The sequence below is a fragment of the Nonomuraea gerenzanensis genome, from assembly GCF_020215645.1.
GTDB lineage: Bacteria > Actinomycetota > Actinomycetes > Streptosporangiales > Streptosporangiaceae > Nonomuraea > Nonomuraea gerenzanensis.
This window is the reverse complement of record NZ_CP084058.1, coordinates 3,859,891-3,874,299: the sequence shown is the minus strand read 5'-3', so window position 1 is coordinate 3,874,299 and position 14,409 is coordinate 3,859,891. Positions and strand designations below refer to the sequence as shown.

The window sequence follows — 14,409 nt, the reverse complement described above, 5'->3', positions numbered from 1 at the left end:
ATGGGCTCACAGCGCTCATGATGGGCTCACAGCGTCTGCAACCAGTTGCGGAGCAGCGCCGCTCCGGCGTCGCCGGACTTCTCGGGGTGGAACTGGGTGGCCATGAGCGGGCCGTTCTCGACGGCGGCCACGAACGGCACGCCGTGCTCGGCCCAGGTGACGACGGGCTCGGCGAAGCCGTCGCCGGTGCGCAGCTCCCACTCGCGCACCCCGTAGGAGTGCACGAAGTAGAAACGGGTGGCCGCGTCGAGCCCGGCGAACAGCACGCTGCCCTCGGGCGGCTTGACGGTGTTCCAGCCCATGTGCGGCAGCACCGGCGCCTCCAGCCGCTCGACCGTGCCCGGCCACTCGCCGCAGCCCTCGGTCTCGACGCCGTGCTCGACGCCCCTGGCGAACAGGATCTGCATGCCGACGCAGATGCCCAGCACCGGGCGCCCGCCGGACAGGCGGCGGCCGACGATCTGGTCGCCGCGCACCGCCTTTAGGCCCTTCATGCACGCCTCGAACGCGCCGACGCCCGGCACGACGAGCCCGTCGCACTCCAGCGCCGCCTCGAAGTCGGGCGTGACGGTCACCTCGGCACCCGCCCTGGCCAGGGCGCGCTCTGCCGAGCGCAGGTTGCCCGAGCCGTAGTCGAGCACCACGACGTTCTTCTTGCTCACCACCACAGCACCCCCGCCGTGATCGCCATCGCCGCGCCCAGCGCGCAGACGGCGGCACCGATCTTGAGCCCCTGCTTGCCCAGGGAGAACACGCCACCGATCAGGAACAGCCCGAGGAAGACCATCACGATGGCGAGCATGTTGTCGGTCATAGCACGCCCTTGGTGCTCGGCACCCCGGTCGCCCTGGGGTCGAGCTCCGACGCCTCGCGCAGTGCCCTGGCCAGCGCCTTGAACTGGGACTCCACGATGTGGTGGGCGTTGCGGCCGTACGGGACGTGCACGTGCAGGCAGATCGCGGCCTGCGCCACGAACGACTCCAGGATGTGGCGGGTCATCGTCGTGTCGTACTCGGGGCCGATCATCGGCGCCATGCCCTCGGGCTCGGTGTGCACGAGGTAGGGGCGGCCGGACAGATCGACGGTCACCTGGGCGAGCGACTCGTCGAGCGGGCACGACGCGCTACCGAACCGCCTGATGCCCGACTTGTCGCCCAGCGCCTCGCGGAACGCGGCGCCCAGCGCGAGCGCGGTGTCCTCGATCGTGTGGTGCGAGTCGATGTGCAGGTCGCCCTCGGTCTTGACGGTCAGGTCGAACAGCCCGTGCTTGCCGAGCTGGGCCAGCATGTGGTCGTAGAACCCGACCCCGGTGGCCACCTCGACCTGGCCGGTGCCGTCGAGGTTCACCTCGACCAGGACCGAGGTCTCCTTGGTGACACGCTCGATGCGACCTACGCGGCTCAAAGCACTCCTTCCAGGGCGGCGCGGAAGGCCGCCATCTCCTCGCTGGTGCCGATCGACACACGCAGCCACTCGGGCGGGCCCACCTCGCGGATGAGCACGCCGCGCTCCAGCATCCCCTGCCACACCGCGCGCCGGTCGGGGAAGCGCCCGAACAGCACGAAGTTGGCGTCGGAGTCGGCCACGGCCAGCTGCTTGGACCGCAGCCACGTCACCGTGTCGTCACGCTCGCGGCGCAGCGCGTCGACGGTGCCGAGCAGCTCCTCCTGGTGCCGCAGCGCCACGCGCGCCGCCGTCTGGGTGAGCGTCGACAGGTGGTACGGCAGCCGCACCAGCAGCAGCGCCTGCACCACGGCGGGGTGCGCGGCCAGGTAACCCACCCGGGTGCCCGCCATGGCGAACGCCTTGGACATCGTCCTGGTGACGATCATCCGCGGGTGCGCGGGCAGCAGCGTCAGCGCCGACGGCGTGCCCTCGCGGGCGAACTCGGCGTAGGCCTCGTCCACGACCACGATGCCCGGAGCCGCCGAGGCGATGGCCTCGATCGTGTCGAGCGGCTGCGCGGTGCCGGTCGGGTTGTTGGGCGAGGTGATGAAGACGATGTCGGGGCGGTGCTCCTCGATCGCGGCCACGGCCTTGCCGGGGTCGAGCGAGAAGTCCTCCTCGCGGCTGGCGTCGATCCACTCCGTGCTGGTGCCGCTGGTGATGATCGGGTGCATCGAGTACGACGGCTCGAACCCCATGGCGGTGCGGCCGTGGCCGCCGAACGCCTGGAGGATCTGCTGGAGCACCTCGTTGGAGCCGTTCGCCGCCCACAGCTGCTCGGTCGCCAGCCCGTGGCCGAGGTAGGCGGCCAGGTCGGCGCGCAGCTCGACGGCGTCGCGGTCGGGGTAGCGGTTGAGCTCGCCGGCCTGCTCGCCGATCGACCTGGCCAGGTCGGCGACGAGCGCGGGCGAGGGCGGGTAGGGATTCTCGTTGGTGTTGAGCCGGACCGGGACGTCGATCTGGGGCGCGCCGTACGGCGTCTTGCCTCTCAGGTCGTCGCGGATCGGCAGGTCGTCGAGGTTCACTCGGGCACTCGCCAGTCGAATCGGGCGCGGATCGCCGCGCCGTGTGCGGGCAGGTCTTCGGCGTCGGCCAGGACCGACACGTGGGCCGCCGCGCCGGCGAGCGCCTCGCGGCTGTAGTCGACGACGTGGATGCCGCGCAGGAACGACTGCACCGACAGGCCGCTGGAGTGGCAGGCGCAGCCGCCGGTGGGCAGCACGTGGTTGGAGCCGGCGAGGTAGTCGCCGAGCGAGACGGGCGCGTACGTGCCCACGAAGATCGCCCCGGCGTTGCGCACCCGGGCCGCGACGGCCGCGGCGCCGGCGGTGTGGATCTCCAGGTGCTCGGCGGCGTAGGCGTCGACGACCTTGAGGCCGTCGTCGATCGAGCTCACCAGCACGATGCCCGACTGCTTGCCGCTCAGCGCCTCGGTGATGCGCTCGGAGTGCTTGGTGGCCGAGACCTGGCCGGGCAGCTCCTTCTCGACGGCGTCGGCCAGCTCGGGGCTGGTCGTGACGAGGACGGCGGCGGCGATCGTGTCGTGCTCGGCCTGGCTGATCAGGTCGGCGGCGACGTGCACCGGGTCGGCGCTCTCGTCGGCCAGGATGGCGATCTCGGTGGGGCCGGCCTCGGAGTCGATGCCGATCAGGCCCTTGAGCAGCCGCTTGGCCGCCGCCACGTAGATGTTGCCGGGACCGGTGACCATGGTGACCGGCGCGCACTCCTCGGTGCCGTACGCGAACATGGCCACGGCCTGCGCGCCGCCCACGGAGTAGACCTCGTCGACGCCGAGCAGCGCGCACGCGGCCAGGATCGTGGGGTGCGGCAGCCCGCCGAACTCCTTCTGCGCCGGGCTGGCCACGGCCAGCGAGCTGACACCCGCCTCCTGCGCGGGCACGACGTTCATCACCACGCTGGAGGGGTAGACCGCGCGGCCGCCGGGGACGTAGAGGCCCACGCGCTCGACCGGCACCCACCGCTCGGTCACCGTGCCGCCGGGCACGACCTGCGTGGTGACGTCGGCGCGCCGCTGATCGCGGTGGACCAGCCTGGCCCGCCTGATCGACTCCTCCAGCGCCGCCCTGACCCTCGGGTCGAGCTCGGCGAGGGAGCGCTCGAGCGCCTCGGCGGGCACGCGGGCGGAGGCGATCTCGACACCGTCGAACCTGGCGGTCAGCTCCCGTACGGCTGCCGCCCCGCGATGGCGCACGTCGTCGCAGATGGGCCGCACCTTCTCCAGGGCGGCCTCGACGTCGAGCTCGGCGCGGGGCAGCACGTCGCGCAGGTCCTCGGGCAGAGAACCGCGCATGTCAATACGGGAAATCACCCTGACAGTCTACGGAGTCCGGGCCCTGAATCTGGTTCTGTCCACGATCCGGACATGTCGCCGTACAGAGTGAAGGCCGCGGGGCGGCGCTCGCCGACGCACGCCCCGCGGCCACCATCACCCCGGACCGGGCCTGCCGGGGCGGTAGCCGTGGCCGTCACGGGGGCACGGCCACGGCAGGGAAAAGCTCAAGGGGTCACAACTGCCCGGGAACGGCCGCCTCTAACACTTCTCGCCAAGAAAAACTTAGCGTAATGCAAAGCTAACGTTACGTCACCTTTGCGACAGGGAACGGGTCGTAGAGGGGCCGTCACATGCACCACACCAGCATCGGCACGGAAACACATCACCTGAGCACGGTGGTCTGCTCAGCTCGTCAGCACGCCGCCGCCTCACACCAGGCCGGGGAGGCCGAGTCGGACGCGGTGGCGGGCATCCCGCTCGTCCGGCCGGGGATCGAGCCGGGGTACACGATCCCCGCGCACGTCGCCGCCGCCGGCGTGCCGCGCGGGGCGCAGTGGAAGACGGTCGCCGCGGCCGGGCCGTGCGAGGAGCAGTGGGCGGAGGTGAAGAAGGTCTGCCCCGGCTGCTTCAACGACCGCGAGCGGGAGCGCGGCACCACGGTCATCGACCACCGCACCCCGCACCCAACCGCCAGGCTGGTGCTCGACCACTTCGAGGAGCTCATCGCCCGTTACGCCGGGCACCTGGCGTTCGGCGGCTGCCTGGGCACCCGCTACCCGTGGCGGGCCGCCACCGCCGTCGCCGAGGGCGGCACCCTGATGCGGTACTCCGTGGGCAGCGAGATCCGCAAGGTCGTCACCGTGTCCGGCGGCTGGGCGGCCGGCGGCACGATCGACATCACCGTCCCCGGGCACGCCCAGTTCACCGGCAGCTACACGCACGGGGTCGGCGACAGCGGCTCGTGGCCCAGCTCCGACACCGTGCACGCGCACCTGCTCGTCACGGCGGGCGAGCGCTGCCGGATCGACGTCCACGGCATCGGCGGCGTCTACTCCGGGTCCCTGTATTTCGCCATGGCCGGATTCCCCGCGCACGACGAGCGCGGCGCCCGCTGCTTCGACCTCGGCGGCCACCACATCTGGACGACGAGCGGCTACCTGTGCTTCCCGCTCAGGGACGCGTTCGTGAAGTCGCCGGACGCCCCGTCCGCCGTGCTGCGCCTGCGGCGCACCTGGCCGGGCAGCGCTCCGGAGCCGGGTCCGGCCTTCCCGTGAGGGCGGCTTTATTACCTGTCCATTATGTCCGGGCATTTACTCTTACCGGCATGGGACAGTGGCGTGGCCCCGGCGGCATCCTCGTGGAGGCGATCATCCTGGACGATCGCCCGCTGCTGCGTGTCTCCCACCGGGTCAACGGCCGGATCTACCTGCGCGGCTACTGCGCCACGGTCGCCGAGCTGGGCCAGCACGGCGTGGACCTGGCGGAGCTCGTCGAAGACAGGCCACTTGACCATCTGTAGACCCCTCTTCACCACTGTCGATCAAGCGGACGGGGTACGGCATGCACCATGGTGCGGCTGCCGGCCTACGCGCCGATGCTGGCCCAGCTCGGGACGCTGACCTCCGTCCAGGGCGACGACTGGGCCGTCGAGATGAAGTGGGACGGTGTGCGCGCCCTCGCCTACGTCGAGGACGGGGCCGTCCGCCTGATGTCGCGCAACGGCAAGGACATCACCGCCGCCTACCCCGAGCTGCAGCTCATGGCCGGCTCCACCGGCAGGCACGCGGCCGTCATCGACGGGGAGGTGGTGGCCTTCGACGAGGCGGGGCGGCCCAGCTTCGAGGCGCTGCAACCCCGGATGCACCAGCGCAACCCGGCCGCCGTGGCGGAGCTGACCAGGGCGGTGCCGGTGACGTTCATGGCCTTCGACATCCTGCACCTGGACGAGGCCGGCGTGGTCGCGCGCCCGTACACCGAGCGGCGGGAGCTGCTGGAGGGGCTGCTGCGGCCCGGCTACCGGTGGCAGGTGCCCGTCTGGTTCGCCGACCACGCCTCGCGGGCGTTCGACTCCTCGCGGCAGCTCGGGCTGGAAGGGGTCGTGTGCAAGCGGATGAGCTCGCCGTACCGGCCCGGCCGGCGCAGCGGCGAGTGGACCAAGATCAAGAACGTCAGTACCGTCGAGATCGTCATCGGCGGGTGGAAGCCCGGCGGCGGGCGGCGCTCGGGGATGATCGGGTCGCTGCTGCTCGGCGCGTACGACCCGCGCGGCCGGCTGCGTTACGTCGGCCACGTCGGCACCGGCTTCACCGAATCCATGCTGCGCGACCTGCGCGAGCGGCTGGCGTCCCTGGAGCGGGACGACCCGCCGTTCGACGAGGTGGTGCCGCGCGAGCACGCCCGCGACGCCCACTGGGTGGAGCCGCAGGTGGTCGGCGAGGTGCAGTACGCCGAGGTCACGGGCGACGGGCGGCTGCGGCACCCGTCGTGGCGGGGGCTGCGGCCGGACCGCGAGCCGCGCGAGGCCACCACCGCCGAGCTGCTGCCCGGGCAGGGGGACGCGGCTGCGGGCTGATTTACCCGACACACACCCTCGGACAACGTTTAGTCACCTATTGGCGACTTAAAGTGATCAGAAGGTCATCGAGTTGCTCGGGGGACATTGTGCAGAAGACTCTGGTCACCACGCTGGCCGCGCTGACCGCGTTGAGCCCGCCGGCCGTCGGCGCGCTCGCGTCGCCCGCGGTGGCCGAGCCGCCGCCGGGCCTGCCCGCCACCCAGTCCTCGCCGGGCGCGCCGCGCACCCACGCGGTACCCGGCTCGCAGGCTTCGGGCGAGTCGGCCGCTGCGCGGCCTGTCCAGCACGATCGCTCGTGGGGAGCCGCCGCCTCGCCGGTGATGCGGCCGGGGCGGGCCGTGCGGTACTGGACGGCGGACAAGCAGGCCAAGGCCAAGGCCGCCGACCTGCCGGCCAGCGTGCCGAGCCCGGGCACCGGCTCCGGCTCCGGCACGGGCGCGGGCGCGGGCGCGGACTCCGGCACCGGTACCGGCACGGGCGCGGGCTCGGAGGGGGCGTCGGACGACAGTGGCGGGGCGGCCGAGCGGAAGGCCAGCGTGCCGTCGAGCAGACGCATCACTCCAGGTGGCGACACCAACGGGTACGCCCGCGTGCGCCGCCCGTACACGACCACGCCCGCCAGCCGCATCAGCGGCCGCCTGTTCTTCGTCAACGCGGCCGGCAACGGCGACTCCTGCAGCGCCTCGGTGATCCGCTCGGCCTCCCGCCTGCTCGTCGTCACCGCCGCCCACTGCGTGTACGGCGTACCGGCGGGCGCGGCGACCGGCAAGTGGCACACCAGCTTCGCGTTCGTGCCCGCCTACGACGGCCGGGGCGCCACGGTGAAGCAGCGCGAGCCGTACGGGAGATGGGGCGGCCGGCGCGCGTGGAAGCCCGACGGCTACACCGGAGCCGCGGGCGGCGACTGGAACTCGATCTACGACGTCGCCCTCATCGAGGTCGGCCGCCGCAACGGCACCCTCCAGGACGCCGTGGGCGCCTTCACCCCGCTGCTCAGCCAGGGCGGCAAGCACACGATCGCCACCATCGGGTATCCGGGGCTGCTCGGCAGGAAGCCGTACGACGGCAAGGACCAGCTCTGGTGCCTGGGCAGGACGCGGCAGGCGCTCGGGATCGCCCGCGCGGACACCATGCTCGCCGCCCGCAGCGCGGCCCTGTCGTCGAAGGCGGGGCGGCTGGAGACGTTCAACTGCCACCTGTTCAAGGGGCACAGCGGCGGGCCGTGGGTGGTCAAGGGCACCGGCGACCTGGTCGGCGTGCTGTCGGCGGGCAAGGAGGACGGCGAGGCCGACGGCAACTCGGTCGCCAACGCGATCAACCTCGACGGTTACGGCGCCATCGTCAAGCGGGCGGACCCGCGCGGCGTGTACGACGCCCTGTCCGTCAGCCTCGCGGGCCCCGGCCGGCCGGTCCGGCGCGGCGGCACCACCGCGGTCACCGCCACCGTCACCATGCGCGGGCTGATGGCCGCCGCCCAGGTCCCCGTCAAGCTCACCGTGCCACCCGGCGCGGCCCTCACCTCGGTCAGCGGCGCCACCTGCAAGAGCGGCGAGCGCGAGGCCTCCTGCACGATCGGCACCATCCACCCGGGCAGGCCGGTACGGTTGCACGCCCGCCTCCGCGTCGCCGCCGACGCCCCGCGCCGCCTGCCCGTCTCGGCCCGCGTCACCTCCACCCGCCTGGACCCGACGCAACGCGACAACACCGGCGTCCTGCGGCTGGCGACCTCCGGCTAGGCGGCCACCGGGTCGGGCTCCCTGATCGTGCGTGCCATGAGCAGGGCCAGCACGGGAAACGCGATCAGGCAGGCCAGCGCCGTACGCAGCGACGCCGCCTCGGCGACCGCCCCCACCAGCGGGCTCGCCAGCCCGCCCACGCTGACCGCCAGCCCCAGGGTGACGCCGCCGGCCGTGCCCACCCTGGTCGGCAGGAAGTCCTGGCCCAGCGTCACGTGCAGGGAGAACGGGGCGTACAGGGCGATGGAGGAGGCGGCGACGAACACGTACGCGGCGGGCCCCGGCACGAACACCACGCCGGCGACCGCGGGGACGGCCAGCGCGTACGACAGCCGCATCGTCCGCACCCGGCCCAGGCGGGCCGCCAGCCTGCCGCCCACCACGGTGCCGACCGCGCCGCCCGCGAACAGCACGAACAGCGCCACCGCCCCGGCCGCGCCGCCGCCCAGGTGGAGGGCCACGAAGGCGCTCAGGCCGACGTACACGACCGAGCGGAAGACGATCACCAGCGTGAGCCGGGTGAAGGACGGCCAGTCGTCCCTCCCGGAGACGGGCCCGGCGGCGCGGGCCGTCCTGGCGCCGCCGGACAGGACCCTGATCGCCGGGAGCGTCAGGATCGCGCCCAGCACGGCGGGCAGCACGAGGAACGGCGAGGCGCCCAGCCCCCACCCCGCCAGCAGCGGCGTCACCAGCACCGGCGCCGACGCGAACCCCAGCGTGCCGCCCGTGGAGAACCAGCTCATCCGCACGTGGCTGCCCTCGCTGGCGAGCCTGGCCAGGCGCGCGGCCTCCGGGTGGTAGGCGGCCACGCCGAGCCCGGACAGGGCGGCGGCCAGCCAGGTCAGCACGTACGAGTCCGACACACCGCAGATCGCCACCCCCGTGCCCGCCAGGATCATGCTCGCCGGGATGAGCCACGGCATCCGCCACTTGTCCGTCAGCACGCCGAAGATCGGCTGCACGATGGACGAGAGCAGCGTGGCGGCCAGCACGATGCCGGAGACGGCGACGTACCCGTAGCCCCGCCCGGCCACGAGGAAGGGCACGAGGGCGGGGACGGCTCCCTGGTAGAAGTCCACGGTGGCGTGGCCGGCGGCGAGGGCGGGGATCCTGTTCACCCCTCGATCCTCAGCCTGGGGGTGGATGGCTCGCTTCCGATAAAATGCCAACTCATGCCGGAAATACGCCACTTGTCCGAGGCGCCGACCGGGCGGCGTCCGCTGGCGCCGGGGGCGGGCATCGACGCGCACCGGCACGACACCCACCAGATCGCCTACGCCTGCCGTGGCGTCATCTCCGTCACCACCGACGCCGGCACCTGGGTGGCCCCCGCGAACCGGGCCCTGTGGGTGCCCGCCGGAACCGTCCACGAGCACCGCGCCCACGGGGACACGGACCTGCGCCTGGTCGGGCTCACGGAGAATCCGCTCGGGCTGGACCGGCCGGCGGTCCTCGCGGTCGGCCCGCTGCTCCGCGAGCTGATCATCGCCTACACCGGCGACACCACGAGCGACACGACGGGCCACAACGCGGGCCTCAGCGCAGGCGACACCACGATCGACAGCGCCGGCGACACTGCAGGCGACACCACGATCGACACTGCGGGCGACACTGCGGGAAGGCTGGGCGGCGGGGAGCGGGCGCGGTTGCTGGCGGTGCTGCTCGACCAGCTCAGGCACGCCCCCGAGCAGCCGCTGCACCTGCCCACCGCGAGGGACGCCCGCCTGGCCGCCGTCTGCGCCGCCCTGCACCAGGACCCGGCCGACCCCGGCACGCTGGCCCAGTTCGCCGCCCGGGCCGGCACCAGCGACCGCACGCTGGCCCGCCTCTGCCGGGCCGAGCTGGGCATGACCTTCCCGCAGTGGCGCACCCAGCTCCGCCTGCACCACGCCCTCCTCCTGCTCGCCGACGGCGTCCCGGTGACCACGGTCGCGCACCGGTGCGGGTGGGCGTCGGCGAGCGCGTTCATCGACGTGTTCAGGAGGGCCTTCGGGTACACGCCCGGCCGGCTGCGGCAGCCTGGCCCGGGTTCGATCGGCGGGCCGGGGAGTACGCCCTACAATCGCGTGCCGTGAGCAAAACGAAAGGCAAGGGCGGCACCCCCGCCACCATGGCACTGACCAAGGCCGGGGCGGCGTTCACGCTGCACCCGTACGAGCACGATCCGGCGGCTCAGGCCTACGGCGAGGAGGCCGCCGACGCGCTCGGCGTGCCGTACGAGCGGATCTTCAAGACGCTCGTCGCCGAGGTCGAGAGCGGGCTGGCGGTGGCGGTGGTGCCGGTGGCGGGCAAGCTCGACCTCAAGGCTCTGGCCAGTGCGCTCGACAGCAAGCGGGCCGCGATGGCCGACGCGGCCAAGGTCGAGCGGGTGACGGGGTACGTCGTCGGCGGCATCAGCCCGCTGGGGCAGCGCAAGCAGCTGCCGACCGTGGTCGACTCCTCGGCGCTCGGCTTCGAGACGATCTACTTCTCGGCGGGGAAGCGGGGGCTGCAGATCGAGACCGCCCCCGACAACCTCATCACGATCACCCGCGCCGTCACGGCACCCATCGGCAAGGCCGGCTGAGGCGCCGCCTCCCCACCTCTGGCTGAGGCGCCGCCTCACTGCCCGCGCCGGTGACGCCGTCCCTCGGGCCCCAGGCGCGGGTACGGCCGCTCCTGCAGCGCGCCGCGCCGCTCGCCGTCGCGACGCGGCGGCTCCAGGAGCACGCCGGGCCGCTCGCCGTCGCGCTGCGGCGGCCACTCCGCCGACGCCGACCCCGGGGGCTGCCCGAGCAGCCGCTCGAACAGCCGCCGCATCCGCCGCCCGAACGGGTTGTTCCCGCGCCTCTTGCGCTCCTCCTCCGCCAGCGCCTTCTCCAGCCCCGGCGTGTGCCCGCCCCCGAAGCGTGACATGTCGGGCCCGGCGAACCCGCGCGGCTCCGTACGCCGTAGCGCGGCGCTCATCGACTCCACCCAGATCGGCCCCGGCAGCGACGCCCCCTGCACCGACCCGAAGTACTGGTCCCCGATCCGCACCCCCTGCAGCGGGAACCGGTAGGACCCCCGGATGTCGCCCACGCTGACCGCCGCCGCCAGGTGCGGCGTGTAGCCGGCGAACCAGGCCGAGGTGTAGCCGTTGTTGGTGCCCGTCTTCCCGGCGGCGGGCCGGCCGATGCTCTGCCCCTTCATCGTGCCCTGCTCGAACACGCCCTCCAGCACGTGGTTGACCGCGTCGGCGATGGGCCGCTCGATGACCTGCTCGCACGACGGCGGCACGTGCGTGCGCCGCCCGTCCCTGCCGGTGATCTCCATGATGGCCAGCGGCCGGCAGTACTGCCCCCTGGCCGCGAACGCGGCGAACGAGGCCGCCACCGTCACGGGGTCCATCTCGTTGACCCCCAGCGTGAAGGTCGGCACCTCCTTCAGCGGCTTGCCGTCCGCCCGGGTGACGCCGAGCGTCCTGGCCATGCGCACGACGTTGCAGAGCCCGACCTTGCGCTCCAGCATCATGTAGAAGATGTTCACCGACTTCCAGGTGCCGGTCTCGATGCTGTGCGGCCCGCCCTCGCCCTCGCCGCTGGCGTTGAGCACGCGGGTGTCGGTGTCGTTGACGGGCTGCCCCGAGCAGTCGCGGTAGCCCTGCCCCGGCACCAGCGAGCCGGGCGTCTGGAAGCCGTCGCCGAAGCGCCACCCCTGCTGCAGCGCGGTGGCCAGGGTGAACACCTTGAACGTGGAGCCCGCCTGGAAGCCCTGCCCGCCGCCGTGCGCCACGTCGGCCGGCAGGTTGAAGGTGGTCTTGGGGCCGTTCTTGCGGTTGCCGGGGTTGCGGCCGAAGCGTTTGCTCGCCGCCATCGCCCTGATCCTGCCGGTACGCGGCTCCACCATGGCCTCGGCGGCCACCTCGGTGTCCTCGGGCGAGACCCGCTCGCGGATGGCCCGCTCGGCGGCGTGCTGGGCGATCGGGTCGAGGCTGGTCCTGATCGTCAGGCCGCCCCTGGCCATCCTGCGCTGGCGTTCGCGGGGCGTGTTGCCGAAGATGGGGTTCGACAGCAGCTCCTGCTGCACGTACAGGCAGTAGAACGGGTACGCGCTCTGCGCGCAGCCGCCGGGCTCGGGCCGCAGCCGGATGCCCAGCGGCGTGGCCTTGGCCGCGGCCGCCTCCTGCTGGTTGATCTGCTTGAGCCCCGCCATGCGGTCGAGCACGAGGTCGCGGCGCATCTTCAGGCGTTCCCTGTGCGCCTGCCCGAGCGAGGGATCGGTCGAGTACGGCATGCGCACCGCGCCCGCCAGCGTGGCCGCCTGGGTCAGCGTCAGCCGGGAGGCCGAGGTGGAGAAGAAGCGCCTGGCCGCCGCCTCCACCCCGTGCGCGCCCGCGCCGAAGTAGGCGATGTTCAGGTACCGCTCCAGGATCTCGTCCTTGCGGTACTTCTGCTCCAGGGCCAGCGCCAGCCGCAGCTCGGTGATCTTGCGGGCCAGGTTCGGGGCGCGGGCCCTGTCGCGCTCGGCGTCGCTGCGCGCGCTCTCCACCAGGATGTTCTTGACGAGCTGCTGGGTCAGGGACGAGCCGCCCTGCCGGATGCCGCCCGCCTGGGTGTTGGTGAGCAGGGCCCGGATCGTGCCCCTGACGTCGAGGCCGCCGTGCTCGTAGAAGCGGGCGTCCTCGATCGCCACGATGGCCCTGCGCATCACCGGCGCGACCGCGCCCAGCCTGACGGCCGTCCTGTTCGCCTCGTAGAACTGGGCGAACTGCCGCCCGTCCTTGTCGAGCAGCCTGGTCACCTGGGCGAGCGGCTCCTCGCGCGGGGCGGGCGGCAGGTCCACGAACGTGTTGGTGACGCTCATCGCCGCGAGGCCGCCCCCGCCCACCAGCGGCGCGGCCAGCGCGGCCGCCAGCACCCCGCCGAGCGCCCCCGCCAGGCCGAGCGCTCCGACGGATCTGAGTACGGTCACGTCAGATGATCTGCGACGTCCCGATCGTCGGCAAACGCCCGCTTCCGACGTCTTTACCGTTGCCGTGTGATGTTCAGACCCAGCGACACGAACTGCTCGAACGGCCGGTGGTAGCCGCGCTCGATGTGGTGCACGCCGCGCAGGGTGGAGGGCCCGTCGGCGACCGCGGCGGCCAGCACCGCCGAGAACCCGGCCCTGATGTCGGGCAGCGTCACGTCGGCGCCCTTCAGCTTGGACACCCCGCGCACGACGGCCGAGTGACGGGCGTTGGTGTCGTGGTAGCGGCAGGCGGGCCCGCCGAGGCACTGGTCGAACACCTCGATCTCGCAGCCCATCTTCTGCAGCGCGGGCACGTACACCAGGCGGTTCTCGAAGACCGTCTCGTGCAGCACCGACATGCCCTGGCTCTGCGTGAACAGCACCATCAGCGGCGTCTGCCAGTCGGTCATGAAGCCGGGGTGGGTGTCGGTCTGCACGGCCGCCGAGCGCAGGCCCTCGGGGGGCGCGGTGGCGCACAGGTACTCGTCGTTGATGTCGAACTGGGCGCCCATCCTGGCCAGCGTGGTGATCGCGGTGACCAGCCGGTCCTGGGGGCAGCCGTGCACGCGCACCTCGCCGCCGGTGACCAGGCCCGCCGCCAGGTACGAGAACGCCTCGATGCGGTCGCCGGTCAGCCAGGTCTGGGCGCCGCGCAGCCGTTCGACGCCCTCGATGACGATCCGGCGGTCGGGCGACAGCTCGATCCTGGCCCCCATCCGCTGCAGGAACAGCGCCAGCTCCACCACCTCCGGCTCGGTGGCCGCGTTCTTCAGCACCGTCTTGCCGTCGGCCAGCACCGCCGACATCAGCACCGTCTCGGTGGCGCCCACGCTCGGGTACGGCAGCTCGAGCCGGGTGCCGTTCAGCCGCTTGGCCTTGGCGTAGATACCGGTGTCGCCCACCTGCACCTCGGCGCCCATCGCGCGCAGGGCGTCCACGTGGAAGTTCACCGGCCGCCGCCCGATGGGGTCGCCGCCGACCAGCGGTACGAACGCCTCACCCGCCAGGTGCAGCAGGGGGCCGAGCATGAGGATGGGGATGCGGTTCAGGCCGGTGAACGCGTCGGGGACCCGGGGCTCGATCTCCGCGCCCTTCTCGATCCTGATCTCCGTGCGGGAGATCTCGACGTGGATGCCCAGCGCCCGCAACATGGCCGCGGTGATCTCCACCTCGCCCACCTCGGGGGCGTTGTGGATGCTGCTCTCGCCGTTGCCCAGCATGGCCGCGACCATGTGCTTGGACACGCCGTTCTTCGAACCGCGTACTTCGACGTCCCCCCGGAGCGGGCCGGAGGGTTCAATCTGCCAGACCTCTTCTGCAATCACGGAGTGAGCCTAGCCGGGGGATACCATCGAGCTGATTCGGACGTACATGTGAGGGGGAGTGGC

Annotated in this window: 14 protein-coding genes; 6 read left to right on the top strand and 8 right to left on the bottom strand. The window is 72.7% G+C overall.

All coding sequences use genetic code 11. The features are described from left to right. Positions 1–26: 26 nt before the first annotated feature. Genes hisH through hisD form a run of 5 tightly spaced genes read right to left on the bottom strand, consistent with a single transcriptional unit; the run spans position 27 to position 3,775 of the window. Positions 27–665, bottom strand: coding sequence for an imidazole glycerol phosphate synthase subunit HisH (hisH, locus tag LCN96_RS18585; RefSeq protein WP_225274026.1), 639 nt, complete (start codon positions 663–665; stop codon positions 27–29). After that, complete coding sequence (locus LCN96_RS18580; RefSeq protein ID WP_225274024.1) at positions 659–814, bottom strand: hypothetical protein; 156 nt, start codon at positions 812–814, stop codon at positions 659–661. Before LCN96_RS18580 ends, hisH begins: the two co-directional genes overlap by 7 nt. Next, positions 811–1,404 (bottom strand): imidazoleglycerol-phosphate dehydratase HisB, encoded by a 594-nt coding sequence (hisB, locus tag LCN96_RS18575; protein ID WP_225274022.1) that lies wholly within the window; start codon positions 1,402–1,404, stop codon positions 811–813. Before hisB ends, LCN96_RS18580 begins: the two co-directional genes overlap by 4 nt. Then, a complete protein-coding gene (locus LCN96_RS18570; RefSeq protein ID WP_225274020.1) occupies positions 1,401–2,471 on the bottom strand; it encodes a histidinol-phosphate transaminase in 1,071 nt (356 codons plus the stop codon). The genes hisB and LCN96_RS18570 overlap by 4 nt, the downstream gene beginning before the upstream one ends. Continuing rightward, positions 2,468–3,775: a histidinol dehydrogenase gene (hisD, locus tag LCN96_RS18565; RefSeq protein WP_225274019.1), complete on the bottom strand. Its 1,308-nt coding sequence runs from the start codon at positions 3,773–3,775 to the stop codon at positions 2,468–2,470. The genes LCN96_RS18570 and hisD overlap by 4 nt, the downstream gene beginning before the upstream one ends. Before the next feature lie 314 nt (positions 3,776–4,089). On the opposite strand from hisD, the gene LCN96_RS18560 reads away from it, so the two are divergent. The 4 genes from LCN96_RS18560 (at position 4,090) to LCN96_RS18545 (ending at position 8,050) form a co-directional block, all read left to right on the top strand. Next, positions 4,090–5,013 (top strand): hypothetical protein, encoded by a 924-nt coding sequence (locus tag LCN96_RS18560; RefSeq protein WP_225274017.1) that lies wholly within the window; start codon positions 4,090–4,092, stop codon positions 5,011–5,013. A gap of 50 nt (positions 5,014–5,063) precedes the next feature. Then, the gene (locus LCN96_RS18555; RefSeq protein WP_225274016.1) at positions 5,064–5,258 is read left to right on the top strand and encodes a hypothetical protein; all 195 of its coding nucleotides are present in this window, start codon (positions 5,064–5,066) and stop codon (positions 5,256–5,258) included. Positions 5,259–5,306: 48 nt separating this feature from the next. Next, a complete protein-coding gene (gene ligD / locus LCN96_RS18550; RefSeq protein WP_225274014.1) occupies positions 5,307–6,311 on the top strand; it encodes a non-homologous end-joining DNA ligase in 1,005 nt (334 codons plus the stop codon). A gap of 89 nt (positions 6,312–6,400) precedes the next feature. Next, positions 6,401–8,050, top strand: a complete 1,650-nt coding sequence (locus tag LCN96_RS18545) for a trypsin-like serine peptidase (protein WP_225274013.1) — start codon at positions 6,401–6,403, stop codon at positions 8,048–8,050. Here the strand turns inward: LCN96_RS18545 and LCN96_RS18540 are convergent. Then, the gene (locus tag LCN96_RS18540) at positions 8,047–9,168 is read right to left on the bottom strand and encodes an MFS transporter (RefSeq protein ID WP_225274011.1); all 1,122 of its coding nucleotides are present in this window, start codon (positions 9,166–9,168) and stop codon (positions 8,047–8,049) included. The two genes, LCN96_RS18545 and LCN96_RS18540, sit on opposite strands and share 4 nt — an antisense overlap. 54 nt (positions 9,169–9,222) lie before the next feature. Between LCN96_RS18540 and LCN96_RS18535 the strand changes: the two genes are divergently transcribed. Further along, a complete protein-coding gene (locus tag LCN96_RS18535) occupies positions 9,223–10,125 on the top strand; it encodes an AraC family transcriptional regulator (RefSeq protein WP_225274009.1) in 903 nt (300 codons plus the stop codon). A 35-nt stretch (positions 10,126–10,160) separates the two neighbouring features. Next, entirely contained in the window at positions 10,161–10,616 is a 456-nt protein-coding gene (gene ybaK, locus LCN96_RS18530; RefSeq protein WP_225276006.1) for a Cys-tRNA(Pro) deacylase, read from the top strand. Between the two features lie 35 nt (positions 10,617–10,651). Here ybaK and LCN96_RS18525 read toward each other — a convergent pair whose 3' ends face one another. Further along, complete coding sequence (locus tag LCN96_RS18525) at positions 10,652–12,982, bottom strand: transglycosylase domain-containing protein (RefSeq protein WP_225274007.1); 2,331 nt, start codon at positions 12,980–12,982, stop codon at positions 10,652–10,654. Positions 12,983–13,035: 53 nt separating this feature from the next. Then, positions 13,036–14,346 (bottom strand): UDP-N-acetylglucosamine 1-carboxyvinyltransferase, encoded by a 1,311-nt coding sequence (gene murA / locus LCN96_RS18520; RefSeq protein WP_225274005.1) that lies wholly within the window; start codon positions 14,344–14,346, stop codon positions 13,036–13,038. Positions 14,347–14,409: the final 63 nt, after the last annotated feature.

Coding starts and splice junctions, on each gene's coding strand:
- LCN96_RS18555 (WP_225274016.1), top strand. CDS start 5,064: ATGGGACAGTGGCGTGGCCCCGGCGGCATCCTCGTGGAGGCGATCATC.
- ligD (WP_225274014.1), top strand. CDS start 5,307: ATGGTGCGGCTGCCGGCCTACGCGCCGATGCTGGCCCAGCTCGGGACG.
- ybaK (WP_225276006.1), top strand. CDS start 10,161: ATGGCACTGACCAAGGCCGGGGCGGCGTTCACGCTGCACCCGTACGAG.
- LCN96_RS18535 (WP_225274009.1), top strand. CDS start 9,223: ATGCCGGAAATACGCCACTTGTCCGAGGCGCCGACCGGGCGGCGTCCG.
- LCN96_RS18580 (WP_225274024.1), bottom strand. CDS start 814: ATGACCGACAACATGCTCGCCATCGTGATGGTCTTCCTCGGGCTGTTC.
- LCN96_RS18560 (WP_225274017.1), top strand. CDS start 4,090: ATGCACCACACCAGCATCGGCACGGAAACACATCACCTGAGCACGGTG.